This is a genomic window from Pseudomonas simiae (assembly GCF_900111895.1).
In the GTDB taxonomy this organism is placed as follows: domain Bacteria; phylum Pseudomonadota; class Gammaproteobacteria; order Pseudomonadales; family Pseudomonadaceae; genus Aquipseudomonas; species Aquipseudomonas simiae.
The window spans coordinates 16,253-40,297 of record NZ_FOKB01000006.1; the positions used below are offsets into that span (position 1 = coordinate 16,253).

The following is a 24,045-nucleotide window of genomic DNA, read 5'->3' on the forward strand; positions in this document are numbered from 1 at the left end:
AAGGACTGTTCATGAAACGCAAAGACAAAATTGCCGTCTCCGTCATCGCCGTGTTTGCCGTCGGCGTGCTGGTGTACCTGGTCGCGCCGGGTGTGCTGGGCAGCAAGCGCCAGACCACCAACGACGCGTTCGTCGCCGCTGACTTCACCCTGGTGGCGCCGCGCGTGGCCGGCTTTATCAAGGAAGTGCTGGTGGAAGACAACCAGCGTGTCAAAGCCGGGCAACTGCTGGCATTGATCGACGACCGCGACTTCCGCGCTGCCGCCCAGGCGGCTGATGCCGATACGTTGGTGGCGCAGGCCCAGCTGAAAAATGCCACCGCCACCTTGGAACGCCAAAGCTCGGTCATCGCCCAGGCCCAGGCCACCGTCGCGGCGGATCGCGCCGAAATGGCCTTCGCCGAACACGAACTCAATCGCTACAACCACCTTGCCGGTGTCGGCGCGGGCACTGTGCAGAACGCCCAGCAAGCCAAGACCCGTATCGACCAGGCCACCGCGCGGCTGGCGAATGCCACGGCGGTGCTGGCGGCCGAACGCAAGCAAGTGGAAATCCTCACCGCCCAGCGCGATGCCGCCGAGGGCGGGCTCAAACGCGCCCAAGCCGCGCTGGAACTGGCCAGCTTTCAACTCTCGTACACGCGCATCGTCGCGCCGGTGGATGGCATGGTCGGCGAGCGTGCGGTGCGCGTGGGCGCGTATGTCACGCCGGGCAGCAAGATCCTCGCGGTCGTGCCGCTGGAAGAGGCGTACGTGGTGGCCAACTTCCAGGAAACCCAACTCTCCCATATGCGTGCCGGCCAAGCCGTGCAGGTGCGTGTTGACAGCCTCGACGGCGAATTGCTCAACGGTCATCTGGAGAGCCTTGCACCCGCGACGGGCGTGACGTTTGCCTCGGTCAAACCGGATAACGCCACCGGCAACTTCACCAAGGTGGTGCAGCGCATTCCGGTGAAAATCGTCCTCGAACCCAACCAGGCACACACCGAGCGCCTGCGGGTCGGCATGTCGGTGGAAGCCAGCGTCGACACCCAGTCGGTCGCGCAGACGCGTGAGGTAGCCCAGCAATGAAGCGAGTTGCCTGGCTCACGTTGAGCCTTATCAGCCTGAGTGCCTGCACGGTCGGTCCAGACTTCCAGAGGCCGCAGGGCCCGCAAGTGACGCAATGGAGCGAGCCCCAGGGCCGCCAGGCGGCCAGCCGTGCGGTCAACGATCCGTTGCAGGAACGTTGGTGGGATGTGTTCCACGACGAGCAACTCTCGGCCCTTACACGCCGTGCGCTCACCGATAACCTCGACCTGAAGTTGGCCAGCAGTCGCCTGCAACAAAGCCGGGCCGTACGCCAGGTGACCACGGCCGAGCGTTATCCCAACGTCAACGCCAACGGTGATTACCAGCGCAAACGCAACAGTGGCAAAGGCTTGAGCGACCCGTCCGGCAACAACGGCCGTTCGGCATTCAACCAGTGGGACATGGGTTTCTCCGCGTCCTGGGAGCTGGACTTCTGGGGCCGCGTCAAACGCGAAACCGAAGCCGCCGACGCCACCTTGCAAGTCGCCGAAAACGACCGCCGTGCCGTGCTGTTGTCAGTGTTGGCCGAGACCGCTCAGAACTACATCCAACTGCGCGGTGTACAAAACACCCGCGCGGTCACCGAGCAGAACCTCGACGTCGCCCGTCACAGCCTCAAGCTCTCGCAGTTGCGCCTGGCTGACGGTGTGGCGACCGACCTGGACGTCGCCGAAGCCGCCGCCCAGGTCGCCGCTATTGAAGCGCGACTGCCGGATCTGCAACAGCGTCAGGACCAACTCATCAACGCCCTCAGCCTGTTGATGGGCGAACCGCCGCAGGCGCTGCATGCGCAACTGTCCAAGGACGCCGCCGTGCCGCAAACCCAGCGCCAGGTCGCGATTGGCCTGCCGTCGGAGCTGGCTGAGCGCCGCCCGGATATCCGCCAGGCCGAGGCGCGTTTGCATGCCGCCACCGCGAGCATCGGCGTGGCCAAGGGCGATTTCTACCCGCGCATCACCTTATCCGGCAGCCTCGGTTCCCAGGCCATGCAACTCTCGGATTTCGGTTCCTGGGGCTCCCGTGCCTTTGCCTTCGGCCCGCAGTTCAGCCTGCCGCTGTTCAATGGCGGGCGCTTGCAAGGCATGTTGAACCTGCGCGAAGCCCAGCAACAGGAAGCGGCGCTAGCGTACCAGCAAACCGTGCTGCGTGCCTGGCATGAGATCGACGACCAATTGACCCGCTACAACGCCAGCCAACTGCGCCGCGACAGTCTCGCCGAAGCCGTGCGTCAGAACCAGATTGCCCTGCGCACCGCGCAGCAGCAATACGTGGAAGGCGTGGTGGATTTCGTCAACGTGCTCACCGTGCAAAGCGCGCTGCTGGCCACGCAGGAGCAGTGGGTGGACAGTTCGACCGGCGTGTCGCTGGCGATGGTTGGCCTGTACAAAGCGTTGGGCGGGGGCTGGGAATCGGTCTACCCGCTGCAAACCGTTGGGCGCTGATCGACAAAGAGTTTTTGTCAGTCGCGAAATAAGGTGTAATGATAATTGCTCTCAATAGTACGCCTGAGCTTTTCATGGACACCGCGACTGACGGCCAGCAACAGCTTCATCTCCTGTACCGCGACCATCACGGCTGGCTGCAAGGCTGGCTGCGCAGGCGCCTGGGCGACCGCGAGCACGCGGCTGACGTGGCGCAGGACACCTTCCTGCGCCTACTGGTGTCCGGACGATTCCCGGGTGACAAGGAAAGCCGCAGCTACCTGGCGCAGATCGCACGCAACTTGGTGATCGACCAATGGCGGCGTCTACGCATCGAGCGTGCCTATCTGGAAAGCATCACGCACCTGCCCGAGCCGGAATCGCCGTCCCTGGAAACCCGCGCGCTGATCCTCGAAACCCTGATGCAGATCGACGCCATGCTCGACCGCATGCCCGACAACGTGCGCCAGGCGTTTTTGCTGTCGCAGTTCGAAGGCCTGAGTTACGCACAGATCGCCGAACGCTTGGGGGTGACTGTCAGCTCGGTACAGAAGTACATGACCCGCGCGATTGTTGCCTGCTATCAGGTGGCCTACGAAGAATGAGACACGACGCCCCCATCGCCCCGGCGGTTGTCGAGCAGGCCAGCGAATGGCTGATGCTGCAATGGGGCGGCGCCCTGCAAGGCGAACAACGCCAGGCCTTTGCCCGCTGGCAGGCCGCCGACCCTGAGCATCGCCGTGCCTGGCAGCGTTTGCAGCAGCTGCAGCAAACCCTCGGCAGCGTGCCCGCCGACAGCGCCCGCGCCGTGTTGCGCGACACACCCGACACCCAACGCCGCGCTGCACTCAAGCTGCTCGGCCTGCTGTTGATGGCCGGCGGCAGTGGCTACCTGGTGCAACGCAGCGAGCCCTGGCAAGCCGCCTTCGCCGAATACCGCACCCGCACCGGCGAGATTCGCCACGTCACCCTCAGTGACGGCACGCGGCTTGACCTCAACAGCGACAGCGCAGTCGACCTGCGTTTCAGCCCCCGCGAGCGGCGTATCCGCCTGATCCGCGGCGAGATCCTGCTGACCAGCGGCCACGACCCCATCCGCCCGTTGATCGTCGAGACCCCAGCCGGCGTCGTGCAGGCGCTGGGCACCCGTTTTGCCGTGTGCGAACTGGCCGATGGCAGCCGTGTCGACCTGTACGAAGGCCGCCTCCGCGTAACGCCGACCCATGGCGCAGCCGTGCAGATGAAGGCCGGTGACAGCCTGTGGTTCGACGCGCGTCACAGCGCGTCGCTGGCGGCGGTGAGCGCCAACGCCAGCAGTTGGACCGAACACCGCCTGATCGCCGAGCGCCAGCCGCTGGGCGAGTTTGTTGCGCAACTGAGTCGCTATCGTCCGGGGCTGTTGCGGTGTGACCAGGCGGTGGCGGGTTTGCTGCTCACTGGCGTGTTTCCGCTGAACGATACCGATGCAATCCTAGCGGCACTGGAGCGCTCGCTACCGGTGCACGTACACGCGGTCACGCGCTACTGGGTGACGATCAAGGCGCGGGTCTGAACATTTTTTCATCCGTGCTTGTCGGTTTTTGCTTCCCGCTCGGGATACCTCTTGAAAGCCAATCAAGAAGCGTTCTCACGGGGAGTCCTGCAATGCCGCACCACCCAATTCAACCTTTGGCCCGCGCCCTGCGCCGTGGCTTGTTTGTCAGCCTGTTGGCAACGGTGCCGATGGTGCCGACGCTGGGCTATGCCGAAGAAAGTGCCGAGGCGCAGCGCAGCTACAACATCCCGGCCGGCAACCTCGACCAGGCACTGAACCGCTTTGCCAGCGCCTCTGGCATTTTGCTGTCGGTCGATGCCTCACTCACCGAAGGCAAGCGTAGCGCGGGCTTGCAGGGGCGCTATGGGGTCGAGTCGGGCCTGGAGCGGCTGCTGATGGGCAGCGGCCTGATGGCGATGCAATCCCAGGGCGGGTGGTCGTTGCAGGCGGTGTCCAATGGCGGGCCTTTGCAACTGGGCGCCACCCAGATCAGCGGCCAGCAAACCCAGGAAAGTGCCTGGGGCCCGGTGGACGGCATTGTGGCGACGCGCAGTGCCTCCGGCAGCAAGACGGACTCATCGCTGGTGGAAATCCCCCAGACCATCAACGTGATCACCGCCGCCGAGATCAAGGCGCGCGGCGCGCAAAGCGTCACCCAGGCGTTGCTTTACACCCCCGGCATGACGGCGGGTGGTTTCGCCGACCGGGTCAAGTTGTTCGATGAGCCGACGTCCCGGGGCTTCTCGCCTACGCCCCTGTACCTCGACGGTCTGCACTTGCCTTACGGCGGCGGCAGCACTGGCGGTGCGTTGCAGATCGAGCCCTACTCCCTGGAGCGTATCGAAGTGCTCAAAGGCCCGGCCTCGGTGCTGTACGGGCAGAATCAGCCCGGCGGCATCGTCAACATGGTCAGCAAGCGCCCCAGCGAAACAGCGATCCACCAAGTGGTACTGGAAGCGGGCACCTACGAGCACAAAAGCGCGGCCATCGACCTGGGCGGCCCGCTGGATGAGCAAGGGCAATTTCTGTATCGCCTCACCGGCCTGGCCAATGACGGCCAGGACGAAATCAATTACGTCGAAAACAAACGCCAGTTCATCGCTCCCAGTCTGACCTGGCGGCCTAGCGATGAAACCAGCGTGACGGTGTTTGCCCAATACCAGAAAGACAAAGGTGTACCCGAAGCCCAAGGCCTGCCGGCGTCCGGCACGCTGTGGGACAACCCGAACGGCAAGATCAAGCGTGACGTGTTTATCGGCGAACCGGGCGTCAACCAGTACAACCGCGAGCAATACGCACTGGGCTACGAGATTTCCCATCGCCTGAACGACACCTGGACCCTCAAGCAAAACGCGCGTTACGCCGAGGTCGACGACCGCTACACCGCGCCGCTGCACGGCTACCGTTTTGTCGCCAACCCGGTCTCCGGCGTGCAGGACCAACGCTACCTGCAACGCTTCGGCGTGGACTGGGCGCAGAACAACAAAGTGTTTGGCGTGGACAGCATCGCCCAGGCTGAATTCGACACGGGCGCGCTGTCTCACACGATGATCTTCGGCCTGGATTACTACCATTCCAACTCGCTGTTCCATGGCCTGTATGACCGCAACCCACCGATCATCGACCTGTTCAAGCCGGTCTACGGCCAGCGCCTGAACTTTGGCCAGCCGTACCGCTGGGACCGCACCATCACCCAGACCGGCCTGTACGTGCAGGACCAGATCAAGCTGGATAAATGGGCGTTGGTACTGGGCGGCCGCTATGACTGGGCCAATGTGGTGAACAAAGAGCCCTTGACCGACACCCGCTTCGCCAGCAAAGACCAGGCATTCACGGGGCGTGCGGGCCTGGTGTATCTGTTCGACAATGGCGTGGCCCCCTTCGTCAGCTACACCGAATCCTTCCTGCCGCTGGCTGGCACTGACGCCAACCAAAAGCCATTCAAGCCGTCGACGGGCAATCAATATGAAGTCGGCGTGAAGTACCAGCCGCCTGGCCAGAAGAGTTTCGTGCAGGTCTCGGTCTACCAGCTGGACCAGGAAAATGTGCTCACCACCAACCCGGTGGACACCACCTTCAGTACTCAAAGCGGCGCCATGCGCTCACGCGGTGTGGAGCTGGAAGCCAAGGCCGTTCTCAGCGATGCCTGGGACATCGTCGCTTCGGCCTCGCGCAATGACATCAAATACACCAAGGACAACGATGGCCGCGAAGGCCGTCACCCTGCCGGCATCTCACCGCTCACCGCGTCAATGTGGGTCAACTACAGCGTGCTCGGCGACACCCCGCTGGCCGGCCTCGGCGCAGGCCTGGGCGTGCGCTATGCGCGCCAAAGCCTGGGCGACTACTACGAGGGCGCCTTCAGTGTGCCGTCCTACAGTGTCTACGACGCCAGCCTGAGCTACGACCTGAGCCGTTCGCCACTCAAACTCAAGGGCGTGAAACTGGCGATGAACGTGCAGAACCTCACCAACAAGACCTACGTCTCGCAGTGCACCAGTAACCTGGATTGCTATTACGGCGAAGGGCGCACGGTGGTGTCGAGCCTGACCTACGACTGGTAACTGCCCGCATACGGTAGGAGCGAGCGTGCTCGCGAAAAACGCATGGAGCACGCGCCGCTACCTGATAGCGCTGCGTTATCGTTGACGTCTTTCGCGAGCAAGCTCGCTCCTGCAGGTCGTGGTTGAAGCCTTAAGGGTTCTGCAAGAACACCACATAACCCCGAAACCAATCACTCCCCTGTAAATACCCCGGTTCCTCCCACGTCCCACCCTGGATCAAGCCAATCTTGAACGGCAGCCCCAGCCGGTTCATCCGCGGCAAGTACGCCGCGTAATCTGGGATGCTGTGCCGTCCCTGATAGGTCTGCACCACGACTTCATCCACCACGCCCTTGAGTTGGGCGATGGCGGCTGGGTCGGCGTTGCTGCTCCAGTCCATCAGGCCGGTGATGCTCAGGCGCAGGTCGGCGGGCAGGCGTTGACGCAGGTCGCGCAGGAAGCTGGCGTATTCATGCAGGTATTGGGTGCGGGCGTCGAAGTCGATTTGGATGCCGACCACCGGGTTGCCCGCGTCGCGCCAGCGTTGCACCTGACCGAACAGTTGGCGGTAGACCTGCTCGGGCCAGTGCAGGGTGTGGGCGCGGTAGACGACCCAGATGTCGCCCTGGGTAAGGCGCGGCACACTGACGCCTTGGGCGATCATCTGCACGCCGCGCTGGGGCGCGCGGCGCGTGGAGTTGATCTGGCCCTGGAGGATGTACAGGGTTTTCGCCTGCTTGAGCACCGGCTGTGGCGTGACGCCGCTCCACAGCCAGAAAGCGTCATAGTCGCGGGCGTCGACGGCGCCGAAGGCCGGGCTTGCCAACAACAGCAAGCCTAACCATAGGTGCTTCACCAGTAGTACTGCAGCGATTTGCCCCATTGGGTGTCGGCGAAGCTGCTTTTCAGCTGGCGGAACCAGGCTTTGCGCACGGCAGGTTCAACGTCTTGCCCGCCGCAGCTGTTGTAGCCCGACGGTGCGTAACAGTTGATCGCACGGAACAGTGCGTAGGCCTTGTCATTTTTCGGCGCCTTGGCGTTGCCGATCACCTGTTTGTAGCCATCCAGCCGCGAGAAGGTTTCCCCCTTGAAGTCCGACGCGGTGCTGCCCAGGCTGCCGGCGGCGCGGGCCTGCTCCAACGGCATGCCGTCCAGGCCGTTGCGCAGGATGAACTCACCCAGGCAGTTCAGGCCCTGCGGGTTTTTCGCATCGGCCTGCAAGGTCGCGGCGGTTTGCGCGATGCTCGGGCAGGCGTAGCCGGACTCGGCTTTGTCGCCGTTCCACTGGAACAGCTTCAAGGTCTGGCTGGCGCTGTAGACGTAGCCCAGGCTGGTGCCCAGTTTGTCGTCCGGGGCGGTGGTCGGCAGTTGCTTGAGGTCGTCGGCGAACGTTGCGTACTGGCCGCGCAGCAGGTCTTTGTAGAGCAGCACGAATTGCGCAGTCTGGCGCTCCAGCGGGTCGCTGGCCTGGGCGATCTGCTGGCGCAGCAACTCGGGACCGGCGACGTTGCGCAGCAGGATGTAGCGCACCTGCTTGGCGCTGATCGGCGAATCGGCGGCAAACACCTTGGCCAATTGGCCGCTGCGCTCGTAGTTCATGGCCAGGGCCAATTCCAACTGATCGCGTTGCAGCGGTAACTTCGCCAGCGGCAGCAATTGCAGCCAGAGCGCTTCGGCGCCTTTCCAGTCCTGCTTGGCTTCCAGGGCCAGGGCGCGCAGGGTCTGTTGGCTGAAGGCGAAGTAATTGAGGCTCGACGGCACACTCTGGGGCAATTGCTTCAACGCGGCGTCCGGTTGCTGCTCGATGTACAGCGCGCACACCGCCAGCAGGTAGTCGTACAGTTCCGGCGCGCTGGCGAACGCTGCTTTTTGCTTCTCCAGGTCCGCGCGGGAAAGGGCGGGTTGGTTGCCGCCGCGCATCACCATCAGGTCGCTGACGAGCTGGATCATCGGCGTGGTGACGGTCTCGCTATTGACCATCAACAGCTTGAGGTCGGCTTCCTCCACCAGTTCATCCACCGACACATTGCGCTGCGCGTCTGTCGCTTCGGTCATCGACCAGGCGTAGGCCTCGGCGAGTTTGGTGTTATCTCCTGCCAACCAATAAACACGGCGCAACAGGCCACGGGCGGAGGCCAGGTATTCGCCTTGTGGATAAGTTTTCAGGTAGCCGAGAAAGCCTTCTTCGGCATCCCCCAGGGCGGACTTATCCACATGCTTGAGTTGCGGCATGCCGTATTCGTCAAAGGCTTCAGCCTGGGCCTGGTTCAAGGATGTACGCGCGGTCATGTACAGCGCGGTTTCCTTCAGCCAAGGCACCTGGCTGGAGCTGGCAGCGGCAAAACCGCGCTCAGCGTCACCGAAGCGACCGCTGTAGAAGTCGGCGGCGGCTTGCAGGTATGTACGGAACAGTTGGCCGTCGCTGGACTGGATCTGCTGGGCGTCCACCACCTGGCCGTCCCACGAACAGGCCGTGAGCAGTTGCAAGCGCGCCTTTATCAGCAGCTCACGCTCGGTCGCTGGCATGTCGGCCTTGATCACCTGGCTGATGAACGCAGTGGCGCTGTCATCATCGTTGCTGCGGCAACGGCTGCCCTCGCCATTCAGAAACGCTTCGCCTGCGGTCTTGTACTCGTCACGTTTGATGCCCAGCGGCTGTAGCAGCGTGTCGAGTTCGGCGGTGCGCGAGTCGTCCGGTTTGGTGTCGGGCTCGTCGCTGGTGGCGGGGACAGGCACCAGGCGATAGACCGGGAAGGGCACTGGGCCGAAGCCTTGGGCCAAATCGTCTTCACTCAAGGCATTGGGCGTAAGCGGTGCGGCCTTTTTGTCCGCCAGCAGCAGGCGCAGGTTCACGCGACTGTCGTTACCGGGGCTCAGGAAGGGCAGGTTGCTGCATGAATCGAGGCTGTCATGCGAGACGCGCCAATCGGGATAACACGAGTCGTCAGAGCTTGCCTGAGCGTGCTGGGTCATAGCCGCCAGCAATGTTAGTGCGAGGGGTGACAAAAAACCGATGCGCATGACGTGTCCTTGATCCTGAGTCCTTGGAGGAGGGCAATAATAGCGTGTTCCTGCATTTACTTCGGAGAGGCCCTGCACAAATTGCTGATTTGTCCGATTCCAGCAGCCAGCCTGGATCTTTTGTCCTAGAGTGGCGGTGTTTGCGCTTGGGCAATCAGGGGAATCGAGGTGCGTCGGTCTGTGGTAGAGCAAAACGAAAAGGTCGGGACGTTACCCGCACTTAACCGCCTCAGTTGGGAAGGTGCCGGTTGGATCAACCGTCTCTGGTGGGTGCCGATCCTGGCGCTGGCCATGGCCCTGCGCTTTCACCACCTGACGTCGGCGGCGATTTGGGGCGACGAGGGCTCAAGCCTGTTGCTCAGCGAATATGCTCTGGGCGACCTGTGGTTCCACGCCGCGCACGACGTGCACCCCCCGCTGTATTTTTTCCTGTTGCGCGGTTGGATCGAATTGTTCGGCGACAGCATCTGGTCGATTCGCGCCATGAGCGCCATTCCCGGCGTGATCGTCGTGGGCCTGGGCATCTGGCTCACGCGGCAATTGTCCACTCGTCGTGCGGCATTGCTGGCGGGGATCCTGCTGGCATTGTTGCCGACGGCGGTGCGCTACAGCCAGGAAGTGCGCATGTATTCGCTGCTGGGCGTGTGGTTGCTGGGCGCCACGCTGGCGCTGGTGTACTGGGTGCGTCACCCCGAGCGCTCGCGGTATCTGGCGGCGTACGGGGTGTTGATGAGTGCCGGCTTCTACACCCATTACTTCACCGCGCTGTGCGTGCTGGTGCATTGGGCCTACCTGGGCGTGCTGAGTGGCGCGATGCCGCGAGACCAACGGCTGATCACGCGCCCGGCCTGGTGGGTGGCCAACGCTGCGATTGTGTTGATGTACCTGCCGTGGTTGCCGAATCTGCTGGACCTGGTGCAGCACGTCGACCAGCTCAAGGTGGGCGGCGACATTGGTTGGGAAGAACCGGTCAACCTGTTCTCCCTGCCGTCGATGATCTGGCAGTTCGTGCTGCAGGATGAAGGCGTCGGCTTCTGGGCGCCGCTGTTCTGGTTGTTCCCGTTGCTGCTGGTAGCGGTCGTGGTCATCACGGCCTGGCGTGACCGCGAGCGCCATCGACCCGCCAGCCTGTTGGCGCTGCTTTTCCTGTTGCCACTGCTGCTGGTCTACGGCGTGTCGTTTATTTCCCCGGTGTTTATCGAACGTTACCTGACCGTATACGCCTTGAGCTTGCCGATCCTGCTGGCGATGGCCATCGACCGCTTGCCGTCGCGGTTTTCGCTGTTGGGGGCGGCGTTGTTCGTGCTGTTTGTCGGCGTGGAACTGGTGGGCTTGAAGAACAACTTCACCGTGGACGAACACGACCAGTTCAACGTGCCGGTGGAGTTCGTCAACCGCAATTACCAGGAAGACGACCGCATCGTCCTCAGCGACATGATGTGGTACCTCAGCTACGTGTATTACGACCAGACCGACGCCCAACTGCAGCTCTACACCCCGCCCAAACCTGATGGCACGCCCACCCGGCCGAATGCCTATGGCTTCGGTACCCTGGTGGACCAGGACGGCGGGCGTATTTACCTGGACCATCTGTCTGCACTGCCCGCCGACACCCGCCGCGTTTGGCTGATCAGCAGCAACGAAGCACCGGACGATTTCGCCCCGCTGCCTGAAGGCTGGCGCGAACTCAGTCGCCAGGATGGCGGCGGCGCGAGGGCGCGATTGTTTGTGGTCTGCAACGCACCGTCGGCGCAACCCGAGGGCTGCCGCTAGACTGGGTTAATTCATTTCTTTCAGGAGCCCGCCATGGAATCGCCCGTGCATAGCTTGCCGTCACTGTTCAAACAGCTGGGCCTGCCGGATGACCCGGTGAGTATCGAGAAATTTGTGGCGGTGCATTCGCCGCTCAAGCCGGAGTTGAAACTGGCGGATGCGTTTTTCTGGACGGACAGCCAGAAGGCGTTTTTGCGCGAGGAGATTTTGGAGGATGCAGATTGGGCTGAGGTGGTGGATGAGCTGAATTTGATGTTGCGGGGTGGGCGAGGGGCGTAAAAAATTTGGCAGAAAGGGCAAAAGCACCGCTTGGACGGGTCGGTCCATGATCGACCTGTGGGGGTGTTGGAATTCTGCAGCCGTTCCTAGACCCACTTATACTCAGCCATACCGCCTCCCACCCATCCGCTAAATTGTTTCAAAACTTGACGCATTTCGATCCATCCAGCATATTGATAGTTAGCAAACTAACTGTATGCGAACTATCCAGTGCCTCATTCTCCCGAACAACTCCAGATGAACCTCAGCAGCAGCATGGTGGTGGGCGCCCGTAACTGGCGCAAAATCTGCCAGACCACGTTGGTGAGCTATGGCATCTCCGAAGCCTGCGCCGTGCCGTTGTTGATGATCGGCCGCTTGGGCGATGGTGTGCACCAGGTCAAAGTTGCCCAGGCTTCAGGGATGGAAAGCCCGTCGCTGGTGCGCTTGCTCGACCGCCTGTGCACCGATGGTTACGTGTGCCGCACCGAAGACATCCATGACCGTCGCGCCAAGGCCCTGAGCCTGACCGAGCGCGGCCGCGAACTGGTGCAAGCGGTGGAAGGGCAGTTGGTGCGCCTGCGCAAGGAAGTGCTGGCAGACATTCCCCGGAGCGACATGGAAGCCGCGCTGCGTGTGCTGCGCGCCTTCGAGGCGGCTTCGCTTTGAACGGATTTTTTACCGGTTTCCCGCCCGCCCGTGATTGGTTCTATGGGGTGCGCACCTTTGCGGCCTCGATGATTGCCTTGTACATCGCCATGCTCATGCAAATGCCGCGTCCGTACTGGGCGATGGCCACGGTGTATATCGTTTCCAGCCCGTTTGTCGGTCCCACCAGTTCCAAGGCGTTGTACCGCGCCATCGGCACCTTCATGGGCGCGGCGGCGGCGGTGATTTTTGTGCCGATGTTCGTGCAATCGCCCTACATGCTGGTGGTGGTGATTGCCTTGTGGACGGGTACGTTGTTGTTTCTGTCCATGCACCTGCGCACCGCCAACAACTACGCGCTGATGCTGGCCGGCTACACCTTGCCGCTGATCGCGCTGCCGGTGGTGGATAACCCGTTGGCAGTGTGGGATGTGGCCGAGGCGCGCACCGAGGAAATCTTCCTTGGCATCGCGGTGGCAGCCGTGGTGGGCGCGATGTTCTGGCCGCGCCGGCTGATGCCGGTGTTTGATGGCTCGGTGGCCAAGTGGTTTGCCGATGCCCAGGTCTACAGCCAGCGCTTTCTGACGCGCAACGTTGAGCCTGACGAAATCAGCACGCTGCGCGGTGGCATGGTCGCCACCTTCAATACCCTTGAACTGATGATCGGCCAACTGCCCCACGAAGGCGCGCGCCCCCAGACGGTACGTAATACCAAGGAACTGCGCGGGCGTATGATTCACCTGTTGCCGGTGGTGGATGCGCTCGATGATGCGTTGTATGCCATCGAGCATCGCGCGCCGGAATTCCTCGATAAGATCACGCCGCTGCTGCAGGCGACCCGCCAATGGTTGGAAGGCACCCAAGACGCTGCGCCGATGGAAAGCTGGCGCGCCTTGCGCGATCAGGTCGATGCCTTGCAACCTCAAGGTGAAGCGCTGGACGATCGTCACACATTGCTGTTCTCCAACGCGCTGTACCGCCTGGGCGAATGGATCGACCTGTGGCAAGACTGCCGCAGCCTGCAAGCCGCCATCCAGTGCGAAAGCCAGGACACCTGGCGCGCCGTGTACCGCCATTGGCGCCTGGGCCGGCTCACGCCGTTCCTCGACCGTGGCCTGATGTTCTACTCGGCGTTTTCCACCGTCACCGCGATCATCGTTGCCTCGGTGCTGTGGATCCTGCTCGGTTGGACCGACGGCGGCAGCGCGGTGATCCTGGCCGCCGTCGCCTGCAGCTTTTTTGCCTCGATGGACGACCCGGCGCCACAGATCTACCGGTTCTTTTTCTGGACCGCCATGTCGGTGCTGTTCGCCAGTCTTTACCTGTTTTTGGTGCTGCCCAACCTGCATGACTTTCCGATGCTGGTGCTGGCGTTCGCCGTGCCGTTTATCTGCATCGGCACGCTCACGGTGCAGCCGCGTTTTTACCTGGGCATGCTGCTGACGCTGGTCAACACCTCGTCGTTTATCAGCATCCAGGGCGCCTATGACGCCGACTTCCTCAATTTCGCCAACGTCAACCTGGCGGGGCCGGTGGGCTTGCTGTTTGCCTTTGTGTGGACACTGATCGCGCGGCCCTTCGGTGCTGAACTGGCGGCCAAGCGCCTGACCCGTTTCAGTTGGCGCGACATCGTCAGCCTCACCGAGCCCGCGACCCTGGCCGAACACCGGCACATGGCTGCGCAGATGCTCGACCGTCTGATGCAGCACCTGCCGCGCCTGGCCCTGATCAACCAAGACACCGGCACCGCCCTGCGCGATTTGCGCGTGGCGCTGAATCTGCTCGATCTGCTGGCCTACTCGCCGCGCATCCTCGGTGTGCCACGGGTGTTGCTCAACCAAGTCGTCGAAGGCGTAGGCGGTTACTTCAAGGCGTGCCTCAAGGCCGGTGAACGCTTGCCTGCGCCGAGCGGTCTGCTGATGACCCTGGACCGCACCCGCCGCGCCCTCAACGGCCAGGGCCTGCAAGACGAAGACGACACTCGCCTGCACCTTTTGCACGCGCTGGCTGGCTTGCGCCTGTCACTGCTACCGGGCGTGGAATTTATTGGCGGCACCGAGATGGAAGCGCCGCTGCCTGATGGAGCGCCTTTATGATCGGTGATCTGGATATCAGCGGGGTCTTCCTGCCCACGCTGCTGGTGCTGATGGGCATTACGTACGTGTTGTTCCTGGTGGTGCACGGGTTGTTGACCCGGCTCCACTTCTATCGCCTGGTCTGGCACCGGGCATTGTTCAATGTGGGGCTCTACGCGCTGTTGCTGGGCGCGGTGGACTCACTCAGTCGATACCTGATGACATGAAAAAACCTTTTTTGACCATCGGCCGTGTCGTCCTGACCCTGTTGATCGTGACGTTTGCGGTCGTCGTGGTGTGGCGCATGGTCATGTACTACATGTTTGCCCCCTGGACCCGTGACGGCCACATCCGTGCCGACATCGTGCAGATCGCCCCGGACGTGTCCGGGCTGATCCAGCGCGTGGACGTGCGCGATAACCAGTTGGTGACCAAGGGCCAGGTGCTCTTTGCCGTCGACCAGGACCGCTTCAAACTGGCGTTGCGCCAAGCCCAGGCCGCCGTGGCCGACCGCCAGGAAACCCTGGCCCAGGCCCAGCGCGAGTACAAGCGTAACCGCGGCCTTGGCAACCTGGTGCCCAGCGAACAACTGGAAGAAAGTCAGTCCCGCGTGGCCCGTGCCCAGTCGGCCCTGGCCGAGGCTCAGGTGACGGTGGATTCTGCCCAGCTCAACCTCGATCGCTCGGTAATCCGCAGCCCCGTGGACGGTTACGTCAACGACCGTGCGCCGCGTACCCAGGAGTTTGTCACCGCCGGGCGCCCGGTGTTGTCGGTGGTGGACAGCAACTCTTTCCATATCGATGGTTATTTCGAAGAGACCAAACTCGACGGCATCCACGTCGGCATGGGTGTGGACATCCGTGTGATTGGTGACAACGCCCGTCTGCACGGCCATGTGCAGAGCATCGTCGCCGGTATCGAAGACCGCGACCGCAGCAGCGGCTCCAACCTGTTGCCCAACGTCAACCCGGCATTCAGCTGGGTGCGCCTGGCCCAGCGGATTCCGGTGCGCATCGCTTTTGATGATGTGCCGGCCGACTTCCGCATGATCGCCGGCCGTACAGCCACCGTCTCGATCATCGGCGATAAGGTTAAAGACGGAGACAAACCATGAAGCAGCTGTTGGCCACCGCTGCGTTGGGGTTGTTGCTGTCGGCCTGCCAAGTGGTGGGGCCGGATTACTCGCTGCCAGATAAAGCCGCCATCAACCGTGGCGACCTGCAAGGGCACATTGCGGGCGAGGGCAATAACGTAGTGTCGGCGCCGGTGCCGGCCGATTGGTGGAAGTTGTACAAAGACCCGCGCCTGGATGAGCTGGTGCGCCAGGCCATGGCCTCGAACACTGACTTGCGCGTGGCCGCCGCGAACTTGCAGCGTGCGCGCTATCAGACCCAGCAAGCTGAATCCGCAGGCGGCTGGAGCCTCGGCGCGAAGGCGGAGGCCCAGCGCCTGCAAGAGTCCGGCGAAGCGTTTTTGCTGGCCGACAAAGTCCCGGTGGGCAACATCGGCAGTGTGGGGATCACCACCTCGTATCAATTCGATCTGTTCGGCACCTTGCAGCGCGGCATCGAGAGCGCCCAGGCCAGCGCCGATGCGGCCCAGGCCGCTGCCGATATCGCCCGCATCACGCTGGTGGCCGATGTCGTGCGCTCCTACACCCAAGTGTGTGCGGCAAACGAAGAACTGGCGATTGCCAACGAGTCCCTCGACTTGCAAGCCCAGAGCACCCAACTGACCCAACGCCTGCGTGACGCCGGGCGTGGTGATGAAACCCAGGTGACCCGTTCGCAAACCCAATACAAATCCTTGCGCGCCGACATGCCGCGCTACGAAGCGCTGCGCCAAGCTGGTTTGTTCCGCTTGTCGATGCTGCTGGCCAAGCCGGTTGACCAACTGCCGGCGGGCACCGGCACCTGCGCTGAATTACCCCATATCGCCCAACTGTTGCCGGTCGGCGATGGTGCGACACTGCTCAAACGCCGTCCCGATGTGCGCCAGGCCGAACGTCAACTGGCCGCAGCCACCGCACGTATCGGTGTGGCCACTGGCGCGCTTTACCCGGATATCAGCATCGGCGCCACCGTGGGCACCGTTGGCCTGCTCGACAACCTTGGTCAGCCTGCAACCAACCGTTGGGGCTTTGGCCCGATGATCAGTTGGACTGTACCGACCAACGGCGCCCGCGCGCGCGTCCACGAGGCCGAAGCCGCAACCCAGGGCGCCCTGGCGCACTTTGACGGGGTGGTGCTCAATGCCATCCGCGAAACCCAGACCGGCCTTGCGCAATACACCGCGCAACTGCAACGCCGCGATGCCTTGGCCGAAGCCGGCGAGTCGGCCAAGGAAGCAGCAGGGCAGACTCACCGTTTCTTCCAGGCGGGACGCGCCTCATTCCTGGCCGACCTGCAAGCCACCCGCACGTACACCGATGTGCGCGCGCAACTGGCCGCGGCCAACACTCAGGTTGCCATGAGCCAGATCGATCTGTTCCTGGCCCTGGGCGGTGGTTGGGAAAGCGGACGAACGCAAGCGTCTCAGCCCAGCAAACCCTGAGCGAATGACTATGCTTTGACAGGTGGAGAGCCGTGACGCTCTGCCTGTCACTGTTCGCGTTTGCTCATGGGGATTCCAATAATGAAAAACCCTTATGCTCCCGCTTTCTGGTGCGTGTGTTTCGCACTGGTATTGTTGTCGGCTACCTACTTCTACGGCGTCATGCTGGCTCACCAACTCGACAAGGCGATGGTGTTTCTCGACAGCGCCTGCCTGGTGATCGGCACCCTGTCCATCGGCGTAGTGGCTTGGGCCTCTTACCAGAATCAACGGGTGAAGAAAAAACTCCTCGAACAAGGCAAGACCCGCGTGGCGATCTGGGACACCAAGGTCGCGCTGCGTCGGGTCGAGACCGTGTTCGACCGCTATTTCTGGGGCAGCTATTGGCAGCCGGGGCGGACCTTCCAGGAGGTGATGGGTGACCTCACTGGCACACCCCTGGAAAAAAGCCTCGAAGTCCTGAAGAAACAGTGCGTGGCCCTCGACCGGCAAGTGGCCGACGGAAGGCACTGGCTGAACAACGCGCGGGAATTGTCCGACGTGGCCACGCAAATGGCCCGCGAACGCTACCAACTGGACTTCTGCGACCCCAAGGCCGACACCCCCGGCAATGCCGTGATACACCGCGAGTTTGAGGTGCTGGTGTACACCTGGACGGCGCGCCTGAAGAGTTTCGACCACCAGTTGGATGAAATAGAGCTGGAGTATTCCTGAACCAGTCCTGAACTGAGGCCTCTGAAAAGCTGGGCCGTTCGCAGCCGCCAGTGCTAATCTTCCCCCGTTTTCGGCGGGCTTGAGCCAATCCCCCTTGGGGTTCAAGGAAGACAGCCCACTTCTCACAGGATTTGATCAGGTCACTTCATGAATAAGCCAGCCGTAGTTCTCTTGGGTTTCGTTGTCGCCGTGGGCGTCGTCAGTGCAGGCGGTGCCTGGTACACCGGCAAGCAGTTGGAGCCGGTGCTGCAAACGGCCGTGCAGGATGCCAACAAGGAACTGCAACGTTCCATGGCCGGCGTCGACGGCACCGTTAACCTGGAGCTGGTGTCCCTGGAACGTGGCCTGTTCAGCAGCACCGCGCACTATCGCCTCAAGGGGCAAGGCTCGTTCTTCGGCGAGCAGAACCCGAACCCTGAGCTGCTGTTTGTCGACCATATCGAACACGGCCCGCTGCCGTTCTCGCGCCTGGTGTCGTTGAAGTGGCTGCCGGTCATGGCCACCAGTCACTATGCGCTGGAAAAAAACCCCACCACCGAAAAATGGTTCGCCGCCGCCAAAGACGTGCCGCCGCTCAAAGGCGTGGCCAATATCGGCTACAGCCGTTCGGTCACCGGCAACCTCGAATTGCTGCCGCTGGAATTCAAGGACGAGACATCCTCGGTGAGCTTCTCCGGTGTGAACCTGGATTTCGACAGCACCGCGGAGGGCAAGAAGGTCAAGGTTGAAGGCTATATGAACAGCCTCAAGCTGGACGTAGTCGACGCCAATGGCGCGCCGTTCAACGTCGAACTCGCCGGTCTGACCGTGGCCAGCAACCTGGAGAAATCCACCTTCGGCTTCTACACCGGGCAGAACACCGTAGAGCTGAGCGACACCAAGCTCACCTTCGGCCCGCAGAAAGCCGTGATGACCCTCAAGGGCTTCGAGCAGAAAGACACCAGCGAAATCAAGGACAACAACATGTCCGGCCGCGTCGACTACAAGATCGACGAGATTGGCTACCAGGGCAAGCCGGTCGGCTCTGCTGCCATGGCCCTGAGCTTGAAGAACATCGATGTGCCGTCCGGTCTGGTGCTGACCAAGCTGTATCAGGACAAGATGCAGCCGGTACAAGCCGCTGCCGCTGCCGGCCAACCAGTGCCTGAGCTGCAACTGACCGAAGCCGAGCAAACCCTTGCTGAAGCCAACGTCAACCAATTGCTGGCTGCCAAGCCGCACCTGGCGCTGGAAAACCTGTCCCTGAAAACCACCCACGGCGAAAGCAAGTTCAATCTGGTAGTGGACCTGGCCAAGCCGACCTCCATGGAGCTGCCTCCGGTTGAATTGGGCAAGCAAATGGTCTCGCTGCTGGACGCCAACCTGACCCTGTCCAAGCCGATGATCGCCGACGTTGCCGCCCTGCAGGCGCAGGTCGGTGGTGTGACCGACCCTAAAGCCATCGAGCAGCAATCCCAGATGGCGAGCGAAATGGTCAGTGGCATGGCCGTAGGCACGCAGCTGGCAACCCTGGTCGGCAGCGACGTAGTGTCCAAGCTGCATTACGCCAACAATGAAGTGACCTTCAACGGCCAGAAGATGACCGTCGAGCAATTCATTGGCTTCGTGATGTCCAAAATGGGGGCGGTGGGCGGCGCGCAGTAAATATTTCGCCATCGCCCAGAAATAAATAATGGGGGAGCGGGGTTGCCCGCGATAGGGGTCAAACGGTCGGCGCGTGTGTTGGCCGGTACCCCCTTATCGCCGGCAAGCCCGCTCCCCCATTGGTATTTCAGATTTGATGGGCAATTCTGAACAATTGTTATTGATTGCCCTTTTTCATCGGCGCGTCGGGGATAGTTCATACAGGAAAGCTAGGTCGGGTCACGAGACGCCGACACCCTGATGCAGATTGCTCAGGACCACCTATCGTTACAGCTTTCCGTGTGTAAGGAAGCTCACGATATGCTGCGACACATTCCACTCAGTGCCTCAGGCCGGTTACGGCTGCTCATCGGGGTAACCTTGTGCAGCCAGTTGCTGATGCCCACCTTCGCCATGGCCGACCCGGCCTATGACGCCCTGATCATCCAGGCGCGCAACGGCAACTTCACACCCGCCCTGACTCAACTTCGCCAATTGCCCGCCGAGCGCCAGACGCCGGGGCAGATCAGCGATCACCTGGTGATCGCCGGTTGGGCCGGCCAGGATGCCGAAGTGCTGAAGGTGTACGAGGCACAGGGTCAGAATCGCAACTTGACCGCCCAGGCGCTGGCGACGGTCGCGCGCACCTATCGCAACCAGAAGCAGTGGGCGCGGGCCGAGGCGGTCTATCGCAAAGCGCTGCTGCGTGAGCCGAACAATGTTGACCTGCAACTGGGCCTGGCACTGACCCAGACTGACGGCGGCAAAACCAACGAAGCGGTGCAACGCGCTCGTGCGCTGGTGGCCGGCAAACCGGATGATCCCAATCGACGCATGGCCCTGGGTTATGCGCTGACCCGTGCGGGTTTGCAGTACGACGCACTGCACGAATTCGACCAGGCGTTTATCCGCGCCGGCGACAAACCGGAAGTGGCTCGCGAATACATCGTCGCCTTGCAAAAAGCGCGTCTGCCCGAGCCCGCACTGCGCCTGTCCGCCCAGCGTCCCGGTCTTGTCGACCCCGTGACCCAGCGTCGTCTCGAAGGCGACCTGGCCGCCGAGCGCGTGCGCATGGCCGAGTTCGCCACGCGTACCGAGAAAGAGCGTTATGTCATCGCTGATCGCGCTTTGCAGGGCTACGATCAACTCCTCGCCCGCTGGACCCCGGACCCCACGGCCAAAGACGATGTGGTGCGTTGGCGCATCGACCGCCTGGGTGCGCTCAAGGCGCGGGCGCGTACCGCCGAGGTGATCCGCGAGTACGAAACCCTCCAAGCCGAAGGTGTGCAGTTGCCCACCTATGCGGTGCGTTGGGTGGCCGCGTCCTACCTCGACCAGCGCCTGCCGGAAAAGGCTGCGCCCTTGTATCGCCAAGCGCTGAGCGCTCCCGATGCGGATGTGGGCGATCGTGTTGAAGACAGCACCGCACTGTTCTACGCCTTGCTCGAAAACGATCAGGTGGACGAAGCGCGGGCGGTCGCCAAGAACTTGGCCGACAGCCAGAAACCTCGTGTTGAACTGAAGGGGCTACCGATCGGCAACCCAAACGACGAGTGGATGGACGCCCAACAATTGGCCGCCCAGGCCGGCACCTATGGTTCCGACCTGCCGTCCAGCGAAAAAGCCCTGGAAGAACTGGTCGGCAAGGCGCCTGGCAGCATCGGCCTGCGCCTGGCGCAAGCCGAGATGTACCGAGCCCGCGACTGGCCACGGCGCGCCGAGCGCTCACTCAAGGAAACCGAAACGCAAAGCCCGCGTGACATCGGCCTGGAGATGTCCCAAGGCTTCACGGCCCTGGACCTGCAGGAATGGCGTCAACTCGACATCCTCACCGACGATGTGGTCGCCCGTAACCCAGACAACCGCCAGGTGCAGCGTCTCAAACGCCTGCGTGATGTGCATGATATGGCCGAGCTGCGGGTCGAGGCCTACACCGGTAAAAGCTTTGGCGGTGGTAACAACGGCGATGCCGGTGCCGTCTCGGGTAGCCGGGATTGGGGCATTGAAAGCCGCCTCTACACGCCGCCGATCGACGAAGACTGGCGCCTGTTCGCCGGTGCCGGTTATGCGACGGCCGACTTTGAAGAAGGCACTGGCCATCACCGTTGGCAAGTGGTCGGCGTGGAGCGGCGTACCCGTGACATGACCATTGAAGCCGAGGTCTCCAACCATTCCTACGGCGATGGCTCAAAACAAGGTGCCGCCGTGTCGATTGCGCGCGACATCAACGACAACTGGCAGTACGGCGGTAGCCTCGGCTACCTCCTGTCCACCACGCCATTGCGCGCGTTGAATGACGGGATCACCGCCAACGGCGGCAGCGGTTTCATCCGCTGGCGCGCCAATGAAAGCCGCGAGTGGAAACTGACCCTCAGCCCCTCCCATTTCAGCGACGGCAACGACCGATTCGAAGCTTTGCTCAGCGGCCGCGAAGGCCTCTACAGCTCGCCGAAAGTGCAAGTGGACCTGGGCCTGGAAGTCGGCGCCAGCCGTAACAGCAAGGAAGATACGGTCTACTTCAACCCGAAGTCGGACTTCACCGTGTTGCCTGTCCTCAACATCAACCATGTGCTCTATCACCGCTACGAGACCCAGTGGAGTCAGCAGTTCCAGGTCGGTGCGGGTACGTATAGCCAGCAGGATTATTCCACCGGTGGCATTGGTCTGGTCGGCTACGGCCAACGCTATCGCTGGAACGATGTCCTGGAAGCCGGCGCCAACCTGAGCCTGATCAGCCGACCTTACGACGGCGATCGCGAACGCGATCTGCGTCTGCTCGTCGACCTCACTTACCGTTTCTAGAAGAGCCTGACCATGACCGTCCTCAGCCGTTGCTTGTTGATCCTGGGCGTAATGCTGGCCAGTGCCTGTGCCCAGCAACCCGCGCCCTTCACTCCACCCGCCGAGCGGCCGACCCCGGCCAACGAAGCGCCGTGGCCGAAAAACCATTTCCTTGGCATTGCCTATCACGACGTCGAGGATCGCGACCCCGATCAGGCGGTGGTGGCGGTGCGTACCGAGCGTTTGATCGAGCAGTTGGCCTGGCTGCGCGAGAACGGCTACAAGGCGGTCAGCGTTGACCAGATCCTGGCGGCTCGCAACGGTGGGCCTGAGTTGCCGCCCAAAGCGATCATGCTCAGCTTCGATGATGGCTATTCCAGCTTCTACACGCGGGTGATGCCGATCCTGCGTGCCTATCACTGGCCGGCCTTGCTGGCGCCGGTGGGCTATTGGATCGATACGCCCATGAACCAGCCGGTGGACTTTGCCGGCCAGCCACGGCCGCGCGGTGAATTCCTGACCTGGCAGCAGATTCGCGAAGTGTCCCAGTCGGGCCTGGTGGAAATCGCCGCGCACACCGACAACAGCCACAAAGGCATCCTGGCCAACCCCCAGGGCAATCTGGAGCCGGCGGCGACCTCGCTGCGTTTTGATCCGGCCACCGGACGCTATGAAACCCAGGCGCAGTTCGAGGCGCGCATGCGTGCTGACGTTGCAGCGATTTCCAACAAGATCCAAACGATCACCGGCAAGAAACCACGCGTGTGGGTATGGCCTTACGGTGCAGCCAAAGGCACCTCGCTGGCGATCATTGGCGAGCAGGGCTACCAGATGGCCCTGACCCTGGAAGATGGCCTCGACAGTTCCAGTGACCTGATGAACAGCCCACGCTTCCTGGTGGCCTCCGATCCGGACGGCGAGCATTTCGCCAACAGCATGGTCGCGGTGCAAGCCAAGGCGCCGATGCGCGTACTGCACGTGGACCTGGATAACGTCTACGACCCCGACCCGGCCCAACAGGCCCGCAACCTCGACCAACTCGTGCAGCGGGTGGTGGACATGGGGGCAGGCACGGTATTCCTGCAAGCCTTCGCCGACCCCAAGGGTGACGGCCTGGTGCATGAACTGTACTTCCCCAACCGTCACTTGCCGGTGCGCGCCGACCTGTTCAACCGCGTCTCCTGGCAGCTGCACACCCGTGCCCATGCCAGCGTGTATGCGTGGATGCCGGTACTCAGTTTCGCCCTCGACCCCAAGCTGCCGCGCGTCACACGGTGGGACCCGGAAACCGGCAAGGTCGGCCTCGACCCTGACCAGTACAAACGCCTGTCGCCGTTTGACCCGCAAGTGCGCAAGATTATCGGTGAGATCTACGAGGACCTGGCGCGCAACAATGCCATCGACGGCGTGCTGTACCACGACGATGCGGTGTTCAACGATTTTGAAGATGCTAGCCCCGCCGCGCTCAAGGCTTACGCCGCCGCCGGCCTGCCGGCTACGATCGAGGCCCTGCGTGCCGACCCCGCCGTGATGCAGCGCTGGACCCGTTTCAAGAGCCGCTACCTGATCGACTTCACCAAAGAGTTGACCGCCAAGGTCCGCGCCATCGGTGGGCCGCAGGTGCAGACGGCGCGCAATATCTTCGCCGAGCCCATGCTCAACCCAGGCAGCGAAGCCTGGTTCGCGCAGAATCTCGACGATTTCCTCCAGACCTACGACTGGACCGCGCCCATGGCCATGCCGTTGATGGAAGGCCAGGAGTACAGCAACTCCAATGCCTGGCTGGAGAAGCTGGTCGCCACGGTCAAGGCGCGTCCCGGCGCCATGGAGCGCACGGTATTCGAACTGCAAGCCAAAGACTGGCGCACCCAGGCCGCGCCGGATATCGACAGCGCGCAGATGGCTGAATGGATGGGTGTGCTCAAGCGCCAGGGTGTCACGAGTTTTGGCTACTACCCGGACAACTTCCTGGAAAACTCCCCGGACCTGAAAACGGTGCGTCCGGCCCTTTCCAACCAATGGAACCCTTGA

At 62.4% G+C, this 24,045-nt stretch carries 18 protein-coding genes; 16 read left to right on the forward strand and 2 right to left on the reverse strand.

The annotated features are described in order from the left end of the window. The first annotated feature begins 11 nt into the window (after nt 1–11). The 5 genes from BMZ57_RS18925 to BMZ57_RS18945 all read left to right on the forward strand — a co-directional run bounded on the left by BMZ57_RS18925 (nt 12) and on the right by BMZ57_RS18945 (nt 6,589). Nucleotides 12–1,070, forward strand: coding sequence for an HlyD family secretion protein (locus tag BMZ57_RS18925; RefSeq protein WP_010214261.1), 1,059 nt, complete (start codon nt 12–14; stop codon nt 1,068–1,070). After that, nucleotides 1,067–2,512 carry an efflux transporter outer membrane subunit gene (locus BMZ57_RS18930; RefSeq protein ID WP_010214260.1) on the forward strand — a complete coding sequence of 482 codons (1,446 nt, stop codon included), beginning with the start codon at nt 1,067–1,069 and terminating at the stop codon, nt 2,510–2,512. The genes BMZ57_RS18925 and BMZ57_RS18930 overlap by 4 nt, the downstream gene beginning before the upstream one ends. 74 nt (nt 2,513–2,586) lie before the next feature. Further along, nucleotides 2,587–3,096, forward strand: a complete 510-nt coding sequence (locus BMZ57_RS18935; protein ID WP_069672883.1) for a sigma-70 family RNA polymerase sigma factor — start codon at nt 2,587–2,589, stop codon at nt 3,094–3,096. Beyond that, entirely contained in the window at nt 3,093–4,043 is a 951-nt protein-coding gene (locus BMZ57_RS18940; protein WP_069672882.1) for a FecR domain-containing protein, read from the forward strand. Before BMZ57_RS18935 ends, BMZ57_RS18940 begins: the two co-directional genes overlap by 4 nt. A gap of 92 nt (nt 4,044–4,135) precedes the next feature. Then, the gene (locus tag BMZ57_RS18945; protein ID WP_069672881.1) at nt 4,136–6,589 is read left to right on the forward strand and encodes a TonB-dependent siderophore receptor; all 2,454 of its coding nucleotides are present in this window, start codon (nt 4,136–4,138) and stop codon (nt 6,587–6,589) included. Between the two features lie 130 nt (nt 6,590–6,719). On the opposite strand, the gene BMZ57_RS18950 is transcribed toward BMZ57_RS18945, so the two are convergent. Then, nucleotides 6,720–7,424, reverse strand: coding sequence for a DUF3142 domain-containing protein (locus BMZ57_RS18950; protein WP_045791445.1), 705 nt, complete (start codon nt 7,422–7,424; stop codon nt 6,720–6,722). Beyond that, nucleotides 7,421–9,589, reverse strand: coding sequence for a PA5441 family protein (locus BMZ57_RS18955; protein WP_069672880.1), 2,169 nt, complete (start codon nt 9,587–9,589; stop codon nt 7,421–7,423). Before BMZ57_RS18955 ends, BMZ57_RS18950 begins: the two co-directional genes overlap by 4 nt. 168 nt (nt 9,590–9,757) lie before the next feature. Here BMZ57_RS18955 and BMZ57_RS18960 point away from each other — a divergent pair, with 168 nt between their 5' ends. From BMZ57_RS18960 to pgaB, 11 genes are all read left to right on the forward strand, one after another. Beyond that, on the forward strand, nt 9,758–11,362 hold the full coding sequence (locus tag BMZ57_RS18960) for a glycosyltransferase family 39 protein (protein WP_044286430.1): 1,605 nt from the start codon (nt 9,758–9,760) through the stop codon (nt 11,360–11,362). Between the two features lie 33 nt (nt 11,363–11,395). Next, a complete protein-coding gene (locus BMZ57_RS18965) occupies nt 11,396–11,641 on the forward strand; it encodes a DUF2789 domain-containing protein (RefSeq protein ID WP_010214250.1) in 246 nt (81 codons plus the stop codon). Nucleotides 11,642–11,878: 237 nt separating this feature from the next. Further along, nucleotides 11,879–12,289 (forward strand): MarR family winged helix-turn-helix transcriptional regulator, encoded by a 411-nt coding sequence (locus BMZ57_RS18970; protein ID WP_010214249.1) that lies wholly within the window; start codon nt 11,879–11,881, stop codon nt 12,287–12,289. After that, nucleotides 12,286–14,364: an FUSC family protein gene (locus BMZ57_RS18975; protein WP_010214248.1), complete on the forward strand. Its 2,079-nt coding sequence runs from the start codon at nt 12,286–12,288 to the stop codon at nt 14,362–14,364. The genes BMZ57_RS18970 and BMZ57_RS18975 overlap by 4 nt, the downstream gene beginning before the upstream one ends. Further along, entirely contained in the window at nt 14,361–14,570 is a 210-nt protein-coding gene (locus BMZ57_RS18980) for a DUF1656 domain-containing protein (RefSeq protein WP_010214247.1), read from the forward strand. The genes BMZ57_RS18975 and BMZ57_RS18980 overlap by 4 nt, the downstream gene beginning before the upstream one ends. Continuing rightward, nucleotides 14,567–15,457 carry an efflux RND transporter periplasmic adaptor subunit gene (locus BMZ57_RS18985; protein WP_010214245.1) on the forward strand — a complete coding sequence of 297 codons (891 nt, stop codon included), beginning with the start codon at nt 14,567–14,569 and terminating at the stop codon, nt 15,455–15,457. The genes BMZ57_RS18980 and BMZ57_RS18985 overlap by 4 nt, the downstream gene beginning before the upstream one ends. Beyond that, nucleotides 15,454–16,896, forward strand: a complete 1,443-nt coding sequence (locus tag BMZ57_RS18990; protein WP_010214243.1) for an efflux transporter outer membrane subunit — start codon at nt 15,454–15,456, stop codon at nt 16,894–16,896. The genes BMZ57_RS18985 and BMZ57_RS18990 overlap by 4 nt, the downstream gene beginning before the upstream one ends. An 81-nt stretch (nt 16,897–16,977) precedes the next feature. Continuing rightward, nucleotides 16,978–17,610 (forward strand): hypothetical protein, encoded by a 633-nt coding sequence (locus tag BMZ57_RS18995; protein ID WP_010214242.1) that lies wholly within the window; start codon nt 16,978–16,980, stop codon nt 17,608–17,610. Between the two features lie 147 nt (nt 17,611–17,757). Next, a complete protein-coding gene (locus BMZ57_RS19000; protein ID WP_010214241.1) occupies nt 17,758–19,254 on the forward strand; it encodes a YdgA family protein in 1,497 nt (498 codons plus the stop codon). A 300-nt stretch (nt 19,255–19,554) separates the two neighbouring features. Further along, a complete protein-coding gene (gene pgaA / locus BMZ57_RS19005; RefSeq protein WP_069672879.1) occupies nt 19,555–22,035 on the forward strand; it encodes a poly-beta-1,6 N-acetyl-D-glucosamine export porin PgaA in 2,481 nt (826 codons plus the stop codon). Nucleotides 22,036–22,047: 12 nt separating this feature from the next. Continuing rightward, the gene (gene pgaB, locus BMZ57_RS19010; RefSeq protein ID WP_069672878.1) at nt 22,048–24,045 is read left to right on the forward strand and encodes a poly-beta-1,6-N-acetyl-D-glucosamine N-deacetylase PgaB; all 1,998 of its coding nucleotides are present in this window, start codon (nt 22,048–22,050) and stop codon (nt 24,043–24,045) included.